Here is a 13961-nt window from a genome sequence, read left to right on the forward strand (position 1 = left end):
CCCCCCCCCCCCCCCCCCCCGCCCCCCCCCCCCCCCCCCGGGGAACAAGTAAGGGCATGACAACAGCCGCATGACCCGCCTCTTCCCTCGCTCGCTGACCGGCCAGATCGCCCTCCTCGTCGCGGTCGCGCTGTTCCTTGCCCAGGCGATCAACTTCGGCCTGCTCGTCCGCGAGCGCCAGAATGCCCGTTTCGCCCAGGTCATTGTCCCCACCGTCACCCGGCTGATCGATGCTGCCGAGCGCCTCGGCACCCCGGTGAACCCGCGTCCCGCTCCTCCGCTGCCGCCAGGCCCCGCCGGCCGCCAGGACGGACACGATCGCGACGGTCGGGAACGCCGCCAGACGCGCGGCGGCCGGGTCGATTTCGTCCCCGCCAATCCGATCCCCGCCGAGCTCGGCCGCCGCGCCGATATCGAGCGCGACCTGCGCCGCGGCCTCACCGATGGCGGCGTGCAGGTGGGCCAGGTCATCGCGGTGGTCCGCCCGATCGACGACAGCCGCCCGCTGCTCAAGCGCATGGACCCGGCCCGTGCCGAGCGCCTGCGCCGCCTCGGTGCCGAGCTGATGATCGCGGTCGAGCTGCCCGGCAAGGGCTGGCTGTCGCTCAGCTCGGCCTGGCCCCGTTCCGAGCGCGCGCTGATCTGGCAGCTGCTCGCCCAGACCTTGATCCTCTACATCGTCGTGCTGGTGCCCGTGCTCTGGGCCGGCCACCGCATCGCCCGGCCGCTGCGCAAGCTCGCCGCCGCCGCCAGCGCCTTCCATCCTGGTGAAGACGCCGATCCGGTCGAGGAAAGCGGCCCCAGCGACGTCCGCGCGGTGATCGCTGCGTACAATGCGCTCAGCACCCGCGTGACCGCGATGCTCGACGAAAAGGACCGCATGCTCGGCGCGATCGGGCACGACCTGCGCACGCCACTTGCTGCGCTTCGCGTACGAATCGAGTCGGTAGAGGATGAAGAGGATCGCGCCCGCATGGCGGACACGATCGACGAGATGAACCATACGCTCGACGACATCCTCAGCCTCGCCCGGCTCGGACGTCCGAGCGAACCAGCCACCGATGTTGACTTGTCCGCCCTGATCGACGCCGTCGTCGAGGATTTCCGCGATCTCGATCAGGACGTCACCTTCGAGGAAGCGCCGCGCCTGCGCATGCATCTCCGCCCCACGCTGATGCGCCGCGCGGTGCGCAACCTGATCGAGAATGCGGTGAAATATGGCGGCGGTGCCACAGAGGTCCGCCTGCGCTCGGACGAGCGCCATGTCCGCATCGAAGTCTGCGATCGCGGCCCCGGTATCCCCCCGGAAAAGCTTGAGAAAGTCTTCGATCCCTTCACGCGCCTGGAGGAATCCCGCAATCGCGAGACCGGCGGCGCCGGCCTGGGCCTCGCCCTGGCTCGTGCAATCGTCCGCGACGCAAGCGGCGAGATCGGCCTGGCCAACCGCGAAGGCGGCGGCCTGGTGGCAACGATCACGCTCCCGCGGAGCTAGCCGCAAAAACCTTCGTCACTCTGAACTTGTTTCAGGGTCCAACGCTCCACAAAGGATATCCTTGGCGGCTCCTTGGATGCTGAAACAAGTTCAGCATGACGGCGTACTGTATCCACCATCCCCCAAAGCTGACACACGCCCCCAAACACGAAAAAGGCCGGTGCTTTCGCCCCGGCCCTTCGCATCCAAAACGGTGCAAGAAAGTCAGCGTTTAGCCGACGATCTCTTCCGGCTTGAAGAAGAACGCGATCTCGATCGCGGCGTTCTCGTCCGAGTCCGAACCGTGCACCGAGTTCGCCTCGATCGATTCGGCCAGCTCCTTGCGGATGGTGCCGGCATCGGCGTTCGCCGGGTTGGTGGCGCCCATGATGTCGCGGTTGCGCTGCACGGCGTTCTCGCCCTCGAGCACCTGCACCACGACCGGACCCGAGATCATGAACTCGACCAGGTCGTTGAAGAAGGGGCGCTCCTTGTGGACGCTGTAGAAGCCCTCGGCCTGCTCGCGGGTCATCTGGATGCGCTTCGAAGCGACGACGCGCAGGCCGGCCTCCTCCAGCATCTTGGTGACGGCGCCGGTGATGTTGCGGCGGGTGGCATCGGGCTTGATGATCGAAAAGGTCCGGTTCGCGGCCATGGCCGTGCGGCTCCTGCTTTATGGTTGTGGAAAAGTCGCGGCTCCCTAGTCCCGCGTTGCGCCGGATGCAAGCGCGGCGTGCTGTCCTACAGGCGCGCGTTCCGTTATTGTTCCTGCCGACGCTCTTTGAACCGTGAAGAAGATGCGATGTCCTGCGGCTGCGGGATCGCGGGCGCGTACCCATTTTCCGTCACCCCGGCCTTGAGCCGGGGTCCCTCTAGTCTCGATCGCGGAAGGAGCGGGATCCCGGCTCAAGGCCGGGATGACGATGAAATAGAGAGCCGTGCAAGCTTCCGCGTCCAAACCGTCCGCAAGTGCAACACCCCACATGGAGGGAAACAGCCGCAGAACTTTATCAAACCGACCGGCCTCAAGCCGCCGTTACGCACAACCTAAGCAAATATCGGCGTACAGAAGCGTACACTCAGGCCGCTTTCTCCCAGCGCCCCTGCTCGTTCTGCTTCCAGTAGTTGCGCTCCACCCCCTCGCGTCCGGCCAGTCCCTTCCAGGCGGCCCGCGCCTCGGCGATGCGGTCCTCGTCGAAGAAATGGAAGGCCCGGTCGAAGCCCAGCGCCTCCTCGCGCCACACCCCGTCGGCCAGCGCGATGTTGCGCGCGCCATTGGCCGGCGTTTCCGGCTCGCCGGCGATCAGGATCGGCTGGCGGTCATCGTCCGGCCCGCCCGCCTGGCCGTGCGGCAGGAAGCTTTCGGGGGTATAGGTCCATAGCAGCTGGTCCAGCCTGGCCTGCTGGCTCGCCTCGCCGGCGACGATCAACAGCCGCCCGCCGGTCTCGACCACGCGTTCGGCGATCCGGGGCAGCGCACGTTCCAGGGGGAGCTGCGTCAGATGGTAGAAATCGACCTGCATTGGCTCCTGTTAGCGCCTCCGTGCGTTCGGGCCAACGCACGTGACGTTGCGGAGCCGCAACCGCTGCGATAGGGCAAATAATTGCCGCGTGCACGGGAGTGAGAAACAAAGGTGGGAATCGAAGTGACGCGCAAGGCCTTGCTGCTGTCGGCCGCTGTCGGCCTGTGCCTGTCGGCAGAGGCGCGCGCGCAGCAGACGACCGCGCCGGCCCAGACCGCGCCGCAGCCCGCGACTCCGGCGCCGTCACCCGCGCCCACGCCCGCCGCTGGCCCTGACCTGCAGACCCCCGCGGTCGAGCCGCCGCCGCCTTCGCCGAGTGCGCTGCCCGAGGGCGACGACCAGATCCAGTTCACGTCCGACCAGCTCGAATATGACGAGAATCAGGACGTGGTCACCGCTACCGGCGATGTCCGCCTCTATCGCCGCAGCGAGCGGTTGCGCGCCGACAAGGTGACCTGGAACCGCAAGAGCGGGCAGGTCTTCGCCGAGGGCAATGTCGTCGTCGTCAATCCGCAGGGCGATTCGGCCTATGGCGACAAGGTCGAGCTGACCGACACGCTGAAGGAAGGCGTCGTCCAGAACATGCTGGTCGTGCTCGACGCCGGCGGCCGCATCGCCGCGGCGCAGGGCCAGATGCACGAGGATGGCAGCTTCACGGTCGAGAACGCCGCCTACACCCCCTGCTCGGTCACCAATTCGGACGGCTGCCCCAAGGAGCCGAGCTGGAAGATCACCGCCAATCGCGTGGTCTATGAGCCTGCCAAGAAGCGGCTGCGCTACACCGGCGCGCGCATCTCGGTGTTCGGCTTCGCGACGATCCCGCTGCCGGTCTTCTCGCACCCGGTCGGCGGCCAGAGCGCCAGCGGCTTCCTCGCGCCCGATCTTCGCTACAACCGCGCGAACGGCGTGCAGTTCGCGCTGCCCTATTATTTCAGCTTCGCGCCCAATCGCGACCTGACTGTCACTCCGCGCGTCTATTCCAGCGTGCTGCCGATGCTGCAGGCGGATTATCGCGAACTCAATTCGCTCGGCGCCTTCCGGGTCAGCGCCTATGGCACCTATAGCCGCCGCGCCGACGATCTCACCGTGCCGGTCACGCCTACCACCTCGAAGAACGATTTCCGCGGCTATCTCGATGCGGTCGGCAATTTCCAGCTCGATCCGAACTGGAGCGCCAGCGCCTCGATGCGCCTGACCACGGACCGGACCTTCCTGCGCCGGTACGACATCTCGCGCGACGATCGACTGCGTAATAACTTCCGCGTCGAACGCATTGATGCAGATAGCTATTTCTCGATCAACGCCTGGGTCGTGCAGACGCTCCGCGTCGGCGAGCGCCAGGGCCTCCAGCCCTATGCCCTGCCCGAGATCGACTATCGCCGGCGCATGGATGACGGCATCATCGGCGGCCGCTTCGAGTTCCAGGTCAACACGCTGGCGATCGGCCGGTCCGACGGCCAGGATTCGCAGCGCGCCTTTGCCAGCGCCCGCTGGGACCTGCGCCGCCTGACCAACTGGGGCCAGGAAGTCACCCTCACCGCCTATGCCCGTGGCGACGTCTACAATGCTTCGGACACGATGCTGACGACGATCGCCAGCTATCGCGGCGAGGAAGGCTTCCATGGCCGCGGCATCGGTGCGCTGGCGGTGGACGTGAAATGGCCGCTGGTCGGCAGCCTGTTCGGCGGCACGCAGCGCATTACCCCACGTTTCCAGATGGTTGCCTCGCCCAAGATCGCCAATCTCGAGGTGCCGAACGAAGATGCGCGCGCGGTGGACCTGGAGGATTCCAACCTCTTCGCGCTCAATCGCTTCCCCGGCTATGACCGGTTCGAGGATTCGACCCGCTTCACCTGGGGCCTCGACTATGCGCTCTACCTGCCGGGCTTCTCGATCGACGCCAATGTCGGCCAGAGCTATCGCATTTCCTCGCGCCCGACGCTGTTCCCGGATGGGACAGGTCTGAACGCCCGGGTGTCGGACATTGTCGGCCGCACCGTCGTGCGCTTCCGCGATTTTGTCAGCTTCACCCACCGCTACCGGCTCGACAAGGACAGCCTCGCCTTCCGCCGCAACGAAGTCGACATGACACTCGGTTCGCGCTCCACCTATGCCCAGATCGGCTATCTGCGCCTCAACCGGAACATCAACGCGTCGCTCGAGGACCTGCAGGACCGCGAGGAGCTTCGCCTCGGCGCCCGCATCCAGATCGCGCGTTTCTGGTCGCTTTCGGGCTCGACGCTGGTCGATCTGACCGATCGCAAGGAAGATCCCACCTCGCTCGCCGACGGATTCGAGCCGGTGCGCCACCGCCTGGGCATCACCTATGAGGACGACTGCCTGCGGCTGGGCCTGACCTGGAAGCGCGATTATGCCACCACCGGCGACGCTGCGCGCGGCAACTCCTATCTGTTGACGCTGGCGTTCAAGAATCTGGGGCGCTAGGCTGCGCCGCTAGAGGGGAACCGCCGGTAAGCCTAAGTTCAGGCACAATTGAACATTATGCGCCACTCTCCGGCAGATTTGAGGGTACGGAATCACGTGAACATTGGTGTTAGCAAGGCGATCCGCGCAGGCCGCTTGTCCGTTCTCGCGCTCGTCGTCTCCAGCGTAGCGCCGGGGGTTGTGGCGCAGACGGCACAGACCGCTCCCGCGCCGAAGCCGGCCGCTCCGGCCCCGCAGCAGTCGGCTCCGGCCCCGCAGCAGGCAACGCCCGCGCAGCAGGAAGATGCTGCCGCCGCGCTTGCTGCCCAGCTCGATCTTCCGCCCGATCTCAAGCTGTTCGGCAAGGCCGATCCCAACATCCGCAAGCCCACCGCGATCGTGAACAACACGGTGCTCACCGGCACCGATGTGGACCAGCGGCTCAACCTGATCATCGCGCTCAACAAGCTCAACCTGAAGCCGGAAGAGCGCGATCAGTATCGCATGATGATCCTGCGCCAGCTGATCGACGAGACGCTGCAGATCCAGGAGGCCAAGGCCAACGAGATCAATGTCGATCCCAAGGAGATCGACCAGAGCTTCGGCGGCGTCGCCCGCCGCCTGAAGATGACTCCGGAGCAGTTCCGGGTCTTCCTGCGCCAGTCCGGCGCTTCGGAGCGCACGATCCGCAAGCAGATCGAGGGCGAAGTCGCCTGGGGCCGCGTGCTGCGCCGCAAGGTCGACATCAACGTGAGCGACGAGGAGGCCGATGCCATCATCGCCCGCCTCAAGGCCGCGCAGGGCAGCGAAGAATATCACGTCTACGAAATCTACATGAACGCCACGGACGACCGTAAGCAGGAAGTCTATGCGGGCATGCAGCGCATCATCCAGCAGATGAAGGAGGGCGCGCCCTTCGATTATCTCGCCAAGACCTATTCGGAGAGCTCGACCAAGGGTCAGGGCGGCGACCTCGGCTGGGTCCGCCTGGCGCCGGGCATCCTGCCCGACGAGATGGCCAAGGCCGTGGAAGAGATGTCGGCCGGCCAGGTCGCGGGCCCGATCCCGCTGTCGACCGGTTTCTCGATCGTGTACCTGGCGGACAAGCGCAAGATCGGCATGGCCGATCCGCGCGGCGCCAAGCTCTCGCTCCGCCAGATCACCATCACCTTCCCCAAGGGCACGAACGAGGCGCAGGCCCAGGCGCGCGCCGGCCAGTTCGCCCAGGCAACCCAGGCGATCAAGGGCTGCGGTGACGCGGCCAATGTCGCCGCCGCGCAGAATGCGGAAGTGGTGGAGAAGGACGGCGTCGTGATCGGCGACCTGCCGCCCGCGCTGCAGCAGATCATCCTGCCGCTCCAGGTCGGCCAGGTGACCCAGCCCTTCGGCACGATCGAGGACGGCGTCCGCGTGCTCGTGGTCTGCGGTCGCGACGATCCGCCGCCCCCCGGCCTGCCGACCCGCGACCAGATCCAGGACCAGGTTGCCGAGCAGCGCACGAACCTGCGCGCCCAGCGCATGCTTCGCGACATCCGCCGCGACGCGCTGATCGAATATCGCTGAGGTGATCCGGCCGCTCGCCATATCGATGGGCGATTCGGCCGGAGTCGGCCCGGAAATCACCGCCAAGGCATGGAAGGCGCGCGAGCTGCATTCGCTCGCGCCCTTCTTCGCCATTGGCTGTCCCGACGCCGTCGAGAAGGTTTGGGACGGGCCGATCGCCCGGATCACCAATCCCGACCAGGCCGCGGCCGCCTTTGCCGAGGCGCTGCCGGTATTGCCTGTCGGCGACACCTGCGCGGTGACGCCGGGGAGCCCCGACGAGGCCAGTGCCAAGGCCGCGCTCCAGTCGCTCGAGCTGGCGGTCGGCCTGTCCAACGCCGGCGCGGCGGGGGGCGTGGTCACCGGTCCGGTCTCCAAGGTCCAGCTCTACAAGATCGGCTTCCGGCATCCCGGCCAGACCGAGTTCGTCGCCGAGCGCTGCGGCATCTCTCCGGAGAATGCGGTGATGATGCTCGCCGGCCCGACGCTGCGCGTGGTGCCGATCACCGTACACGTCGCGATCGCCAGCGTGCCGGGCCTGCTCACCATCGAGCTGGTACTGGCCAAGGCCCGCGCCACGGCGCGCGGTCTGCTGCGCAACTTCGGCATCGAGCGGCCCCGCCTCGCCTTTGCCGGCCTCAACCCGCATGCCGGCGAGAGCGGCGAGATCGGACGGGAGGAGATCGACGTCCTCCTGCCCGCCATCGCCCAGCTGCGCGAGGAAGGCATCGACGCGATCGGCCCCTTCGCCGCCGATGCGATGTTCCATCCCCGCGCCCGCGCCGGCTATGACGCCGCGCTCTGCCCCACGCATGACCAGGCGCTGATCCCGATCAAGACGCTCCATTTCGACGAAGGCGTGAACATCACCCTCGGCCTGCCCATCGTCCGTACTTCGCCCGACCACGGCACCGCGTTCGGCATCGCCGGCAAGGACGAGGCCAATCCCGGCGCGATGATCGCCGCGATCAAGATGGCCGCCAGCGCCGCCCAGCGCAGGGCAGATGCGGCGGCGTGACCGAGCTTCCGCCTCTCCGGGACGTCATCAGCAAATATGGTCTCAGCGCGAGCAAGGCGCTGGGCCAGAATTTCCTGTTCGACCACCAGCTGCTCGCTCGCATCGCCAAGGTGCCGGGCAAGCTCGACGGCGCCGAAGTGTTCGAGGTCGGCCCCGGCCCCGGCGGCCTGACTCGCGCGCTGCTCCAGGGCGGCGCCAGCGTCACCGCGGTGGAGCGCGACCGTCGCTGCATTCCGGCGCTGGAGGAGCTCGGCAGCTTTTTCCCCGGCAAGCTCCGCGTCATCGAGGGGGACGCTCTTGAGGTCGATGCCCCGGCGCTGTTCGAAGGCAAGCCGCACGTCGTCGCCAACCTGCCCTATAATGTCGGCACCGCGCTGCTCGTCGGCTGGCTCTCGGCCGAGTGGGAGCCGTGGTGGGCCAGCCTCACGCTGATGTTCCAGAAGGAAGTGGCCGAGCGCATCGTCGCTGCGGCCGGTACCGAGCATTATGGCCGGCTCGCCGTGCTCTCCCAATGGCGCTCCACGCCCAGGATCGCGATGAACGTCCATCGTTCGGCCTTCACGCCGCCGCCCAAGGTGATGTCGGCCGTCGTCCATATCGTCCCCGCCGAAGCGCCCGAGGGCGTGCGGCTCAAGACGCTGGAGAACCTGACCGCCGCCGCCTTCGGCCAGCGCCGCAAGATGCTGCGCCAGAGCCTGAAAGGCGTGCCCGGCGCATTGGAGGCGATGGAAAGCCTGGGCATCGACTCCGCCCGGCGTGCCGAGACGGTGACCGTCGCCGAGTTCGTCGCACTTGCCCGAACGCTGGGCTGAGCGGCCCAAAGTACACGAAGTACACGCCAAGAAGCCGTTTTCGGCGCTGTCCTGATTGTCAAAGAGCGGCCCGGCATCCGCCGGACCGCCCTTTCCAATCAGACGAAATCCTACATTACAAGCCGATCAGGGCTTGGCCGTCGGCGACGCCGCAGGGGCCGGGGCCGGTTCGGCCTGGGCGGTGACCACCGGCGGGCCCTTGGCGATCGCGGCGGAGAGCTGGGCGGCGTCGGCGCAGCCCTTGGCGCAGAGCTTCTCGATCTTGGCGAGGTTCTCCTTGGCCCGCTCCATCGCGCCCTTGGCAACCATCGCCTCGCCCTGCCCACGCAGCGCGGCGGTGTCGTTGGGCTCGAGGCTCAGCGCTTCACGATAGAGGCGGATCGCCTTGCCGGGCAGGTTCACCTTGCGGGCGATATCGGCGAGGACGAGATACGCGTCGCGATTGCGCGGATCGACCGCCAGCGCGCTTTCGAGCACATCGCCGGCACCCTGGACATTGCCGCCGGCGAGCATCGCGCGGCCCTGCTTGACCATTTCCACCGAGCGCGGATCGATCTGGTCGTCGGCACGCTGCGCCATCAACGACGTGGAAACCGAGAGCAGAAGCAACGCACCGGCCGCCCCAATCGCAGTGAAACGCATCACATTCTCCGAAATCTTGCCGGTCGCTATCATGGCCGCCGCATCCTCGCGACAAAAAAGCCGTCGGTCGAGTCCCTTAGCGGGGTGAAGCGCACGCCCGGGCCACGCGGTGTGCCGGCGCCGAGCGCCAGCGGCTCAACGGTCCAGCCGGGATTGCGCTCCAGGAACGCCTGGGCCTGCCCCGCCCCTTCGGCATCGAGCAGCGAGCAGACGACATGCACCAGCACCCCGCCGGGGCGGACGAGATCGGCGGCGATGTCGAGCAGCGCGCGCTGTGTCGCAACATAACGGTCGAGCCGCTGCGGATTGAGCCGCCAGCGCGCCTCCGGGTTGCGGCGCCAGGTGCCGGTGCCCGAACAGGGCGCATCGACCAGCACGACATCGGCGCGGCCGGCCTGGTCGGCCAGCATCGCGCGTTCCTGGTTGGGGTTGAGCAGGCGGGTCTCGACGATGCCCACCCCTGCCCGCTCGGCACGCGGCATCAGCCGGGAGAGCCGGGGGCGATCGATATCGCAGGCCAGGATGCTGCCGTGATTGGCCATCGCCGCCGCCAGCGCCAGCGTCTTGCCGCCGCCGCCGGCGCACAGGTCGATGACATGCTGGCCGCGCTCGACGCCTGCCGCGAGGCTGACGAACTGGCTGCCGGCATCCTGCACCTCGAGCTTGCCGTCCTTGTACGACGGCAATTGCTCGATCGGCGCATCCGAAGGCGCGCGCAGCCCGGCGGGCAGGCACGGTAGCGGCACCGAGCCGGGAATCTCGGCCTGGATGACCGCAGGATCGGCCTTGAGCGTGTTGACCCGGATGTCGAGCGGGGCGCGCTCCAGCAGCGCTTCCTGTTCGTCGCTGTCGAGGCCCGAGGCGGCAAAGGCCTCGGCCAGCCAACGCGGCAGCACGCCGGCTTCGGCGATTGGCTCACCCGGCGCGATCGGCGCGGGGCCATAGGGCGAGCCGTCGAACCATTCGACCAGTTCCGGCCGACGCCCGGCCAGCGCCAGCATCGCGGCGCGGCCGGTTTCCGGGCGCTCGCCGAGCATGCGGATCGCGTCATAGACCAGCTCGCGGATCGCCCGGCGGTCCTTGGAACCGGCATAGCGACGCTCGGCGAACCACTTGGCGATGATCGTGTCGGCCGATCCACCCTGGTCTCGGGCGGCGGCAGTGATCTTGTCGAGCAGGTCGATGGCGGCCTGGATGCGGGCGGCAGGGTTCATGACGTTAAACCGCCCGGTTGAGCAAAATGTTGAATCTCTTGAGTCTCCACGCGGGTGCGCGGGAGGGCAAGAGTCAGGGAATTCGCGCTCGGCATAGCCGGAGCAGAAGCAGAACATTGCCTACATTGGTAGTGGAAATTGCGGGAGCGGGGCTCAAGCATCTTCACTCATCGTCACCCTGAACTCGTTTCAGGGTCCAACTCTCCACGAGCGATAAAGCCGGGGGCGCCCTGGATGCTGAAACAAGTTCAGCATGACGGAATATGGTGAGGGGAATGGACAAGCGGGCGCCATCCCGCCACAGCCGCGCCAACCCCATCAGGAAGGCAAGCACATGGCGTTCACGGCGAAGATCCTGCTCCTCGGCTCGGGCGAACTCGGCCGCGAGTTCGTGATCTCCGCCAAGCGGCTGGGCGCGCATGTGATCGCCTGCGACGCCTATGAAGGCGCCCCGGCGATGCAGGTCGCCGATGGCTTCGAGGTGTTCTCGATGCTCGACGGCGAGTTGCTGCGCGCCGCGGTGGAGAAGCACCAGCCGGACTATGTCGTCCCCGAGGTCGAGGCGATCCGCACCGAGGTGTTGGCCGAGCTGGAGGCCGAGGGCTTCACCATCGTCCCGTCGGCGCGCGCCACCCAGATGACGATGAACCGCGACGGCATCCGCGAAGTCGCGGCCGTCGAGCTGGGCCTGCGCACGTCGCGCTATCGCTATGCCGAGAGCCTGGAGGAAGTGCTGGCCGGCGCCGGGCACACCGGCCTGCCCTGCGTGATCAAGCCGGTGATGTCGTCCTCGGGCAAGGGCCAGAGCACGGTACGCGACGCCGGCGCGCTGGAGGCTGCCTGGGACTATGCGGTCGCCAACATGCGCGGCGACCGCAAGCGGGTGATCGTCGAGGAGTTCGTTGCCTTCGATTACGAGATCACCCTGCTGACGATCCGCACCCGCAACGGCGTGCTGTTCTGCCCGCCGATCGGCCACCGCCAGGAGCGCGGCGACTATCAGGAAAGCTGGCAGCCCGCCGCGATGTCGGCGCAGGCGATTACCGACGCGCAGGACATGGCGCGCAAGGTGGTCGACGATCTGGGCGGCTATGGCATCTTCGGGGTGGAGTTCTTCGTGAAGGGCGAGGAGGTGATCTTCTCCGAGCTCTCGCCGCGCCCGCACGACACCGGCATGGTGACGCTGATCTCGCAGAACCTCAGCGAGTTCGACCTGCACGCGCGTGCGGTGATGGGCCTGCCGATCCCGGCGATCACGCTGCGCGGGCCCTCGGCTAGCGCGGTGATCCTGGCGGACCGGGCTTCGGAAACCTTGTCCTATGCAGGGCTGGCCGAGGCGCTGGCAACCGAGGGCGGCGAAGTGGATGTGCGGATATTCGGCAAGCCGAACTCGCGGCCCTATCGCCGGATGGGCGTGGCGCTGGCGCTGGCGGGGGATACCGATGCGGCGCGGCGGGTGGCGGCGGAGGCGGCGGGCAAGATCCGGATCGGGTATGGCGACTAAGGCCAACCCCTAGACCAAAGTGGCGGGCGCCCGCGCAAACCGGCCGGGCGAGCAACCAAGGCGCTTGCGGAATGCCGTGCTGAAGGCGCTCGCCGATTCATAGCCGATCTCGTCGGCGATGCGATCGAGCGACTTCACCCCCCGGCTAAGCGCATCCTTGGCAATCGCCATGCGCCAGCGGGCGAGATATTCGATCGGTGCGCAGCCCAGTCGTTCACCGAACCGCGCCGAAAAGGCGGACCGCGACATGCCGGCGATCCCGGCGAGCTCCGCGACCGTCCAGCCCGCCCGGACATCGGCGTGGATCGTCTGGAGCACGCGAGCCAGCGCCGGATCGCGCATGCCGTTGAGCAGCCCCGCAGGCATCGCCTGACTGCCGATGCCGCGCCAGCGCAGCGCTTCGACCAGCAGCACCTCGAGCATGCGCTGGACGATCAGCTCCTTGCCGGGTTGATCGCCCCCACATTCCTCGGCAAGCAGCCCGATTAGCCGGCCGAACCGGGTCGCCCTGCCCTCCGTCGCCGGAATATGGATGCGGCCCGGCAGCAGCGCGAGCAGCAAGGGCGCATTGACGCGCTCGAACGCGAAGCTTCCACCAAGCGATACAAAGTCGGGCTCACCTTCCTGCTCGCCGTGCCGGACGGGCTCGGCACTCGGCTCGACTGGGACGCAGGCGATATCGGGCGCACTGCCCAGCGTGAAGGCCGGGGTCGTTGGCAACAGCAGGAAATCGCCCCGTGCCAGCCGGATCGGTTCGCTGCCCTCGAACCTGACCCAGGCCTCACCGGCGAGAACGAGGGTGAAGCCGGGCGCCTCATGCGCCGCATAGCGAACGCCCCATTGCCCGCGCGCCGAGATCGGCTTGGAGACGGCGGCACGCGGCCGGAGCAGGGCAATGATCTCGCTGAGCGGATCCATATTGGACGATCCATAATCAAATAAGGATCATCAATTATATATCGTATCATCCGGCGCGTCTATCTCCTGGTCATCAACATCAAGGGAGACAGGCAATGACCAAGACGATCCTCATCACCGGCACCTCGTCAGGCTATGGAAAGGCGACAGTGGAGCTTTTCCTTTCGCGCGGCTGGAACGTGATAGCGACGATGCGCCGGCCCGAAGCTGCCCGGTTCGCGACGCCAACCGAACGGCTGCGGGTGCTGCCGCTGGACGTCACCGACGAACGGAGCATCGCGACGCTGATCGAGACGGCGGGGCCAGTCGATGTGCTGGTCAACAATGCCGGCGTGGGCGGCGTGGGCGCTTTCGAGGCGATGCCGATGTCGCTGATCCGCCAGCTGATCGAGACCAACACGATCGGCGTGATGGCCATGTGCCATGCGATCATCCCGCAGATGCGCGCACGCCGATCGGGCATGATCGTCAACGTCACCTCGACCGTGACGCTCGGCGCTTTTCCGCTGGCCGCGGCCTATACCGGGTCCAAGCAGGCGATCGAGGGGTTCACCGGCTCGCTCGCCCATGAGCTCGGCCATTTCGGCGTGCAGGTGAAACTGGTCGAGCCGGGCTATGCCCCCACGACGCGGTTCGGCGCGAACGCCATTGTGCCAGTCGAGGATCTGCTCCCTGGCGAATACGCCGATTTCGCGCGACCGATCCTCGAAGCCTTGGCAACGCCGGCGATGACAACCCGGGAAAGCGACGTCGCCGAAGCTGTCTGGGACGCGGCGCACGATATCGCGGGCGCGCTGCACTTCCCCGCCGGAGCGGATGCGGTTGCCCTCGCCAAGGCGCGCTGAGATGCGGGTTCCCGTGCCGGCGACCCCCGCCGGTACGGGAAACGGATC

12 protein-coding genes are annotated in these 13961 nt (G+C 67.3%); 7 read left to right on the forward strand and 5 right to left on the reverse strand.

The features are described from left to right. The first annotated feature begins 70 nt into the window (after positions 1–70). Positions 71–1492, forward strand: a complete 1422-nt coding sequence (locus tag AAHM44_RS19545; RefSeq protein ID WP_269575217.1) for a sensor histidine kinase — start codon at positions 71–73, stop codon at positions 1490–1492. Positions 1493–1703: 211 nt separating this feature from the next. Here AAHM44_RS19545 and ndk read toward each other — a convergent pair whose 3' ends face one another. Together ndk and AAHM44_RS19555 are read right to left on the reverse strand one after the other, a co-directional pair. Beyond that, positions 1704–2126 (reverse strand): nucleoside-diphosphate kinase, encoded by a 423-nt coding sequence (gene ndk / locus AAHM44_RS19550; protein WP_342251033.1) that lies wholly within the window; start codon positions 2124–2126, stop codon positions 1704–1706. Positions 2127–2550: 424 nt separating this feature from the next. Then, positions 2551–2994 carry a DNA polymerase III subunit chi gene (locus AAHM44_RS19555; protein WP_342251034.1) on the reverse strand — a complete coding sequence of 148 codons (444 nt, stop codon included), beginning with the start codon at positions 2992–2994 and terminating at the stop codon, positions 2551–2553. 123 nt (positions 2995–3117) lie between these two features. On the opposite strand from AAHM44_RS19555, the gene AAHM44_RS19560 reads away from it, so the two are divergent. The 4 genes from AAHM44_RS19560 (at position 3118) to rsmA (ending at position 8790) form a co-directional block, all read left to right on the forward strand. Next, complete coding sequence (locus AAHM44_RS19560) at positions 3118–5439, forward strand: LPS-assembly protein LptD (protein WP_446746008.1); 2322 nt, start codon at positions 3118–3120, stop codon at positions 5437–5439. A 96-nt stretch (positions 5440–5535) separates the two neighbouring features. After that, positions 5536–6981 carry a peptidylprolyl isomerase gene (locus AAHM44_RS19565; protein ID WP_342251035.1) on the forward strand — a complete coding sequence of 482 codons (1446 nt, stop codon included), beginning with the start codon at positions 5536–5538 and terminating at the stop codon, positions 6979–6981. Between the two features lies 1 nt (position 6982). Then, positions 6983–7978 (forward strand): 4-hydroxythreonine-4-phosphate dehydrogenase PdxA, encoded by a 996-nt coding sequence (pdxA, locus tag AAHM44_RS19570; protein ID WP_342251036.1) that lies wholly within the window; start codon positions 6983–6985, stop codon positions 7976–7978. Beyond that, positions 7975–8790, forward strand: coding sequence for a 16S rRNA (adenine(1518)-N(6)/adenine(1519)-N(6))-dimethyltransferase RsmA (gene rsmA / locus AAHM44_RS19575; protein WP_342251037.1), 816 nt, complete (start codon positions 7975–7977; stop codon positions 8788–8790). The genes pdxA and rsmA overlap by 4 nt, the downstream gene beginning before the upstream one ends. A gap of 126 nt (positions 8791–8916) precedes the next feature. On the opposite strand, the gene AAHM44_RS19580 is transcribed toward rsmA, so the two are convergent. Then, positions 8917–9432 carry a tetratricopeptide repeat protein gene (locus AAHM44_RS19580; RefSeq protein WP_342251038.1) on the reverse strand — a complete coding sequence of 172 codons (516 nt, stop codon included), beginning with the start codon at positions 9430–9432 and terminating at the stop codon, positions 8917–8919. Between the two features lie 29 nt (positions 9433–9461). Further along, positions 9462–10646: an RsmB/NOP family class I SAM-dependent RNA methyltransferase gene (locus AAHM44_RS19585; RefSeq protein ID WP_342251039.1), complete on the reverse strand. Its 1185-nt coding sequence runs from the start codon at positions 10644–10646 to the stop codon at positions 9462–9464. Between the two features lie 334 nt (positions 10647–10980). Between AAHM44_RS19585 and purT the strand changes: the two genes are divergently transcribed. Next, positions 10981–12150, forward strand: coding sequence for a formate-dependent phosphoribosylglycinamide formyltransferase (gene purT / locus AAHM44_RS19590; RefSeq protein WP_342251040.1), 1170 nt, complete (start codon positions 10981–10983; stop codon positions 12148–12150). 9 nt (positions 12151–12159) lie between these two features. Here the strand turns inward: purT and AAHM44_RS19595 are convergent, their stop codons facing one another. Then, the gene (locus AAHM44_RS19595; protein ID WP_342251041.1) at positions 12160–13068 is read right to left on the reverse strand and encodes an AraC family transcriptional regulator; all 909 of its coding nucleotides are present in this window, start codon (positions 13066–13068) and stop codon (positions 12160–12162) included. Positions 13069–13163: 95 nt separating this feature from the next. Here AAHM44_RS19595 and AAHM44_RS19600 point away from each other — a divergent pair, with 95 nt between their 5' ends. Further along, complete coding sequence (locus AAHM44_RS19600) at positions 13164–13913, forward strand: SDR family oxidoreductase (protein WP_269575209.1); 750 nt, start codon at positions 13164–13166, stop codon at positions 13911–13913. Positions 13914–13961 lie beyond the last annotated feature (48 nt).

This window comes from Sphingomonas sp. OTU376 (assembly GCF_038440415.1).
GTDB classification, from domain to species: domain Bacteria; phylum Pseudomonadota; class Alphaproteobacteria; order Sphingomonadales; family Sphingomonadaceae; genus Sphingomonas; species Sphingomonas kyeonggiensis_A.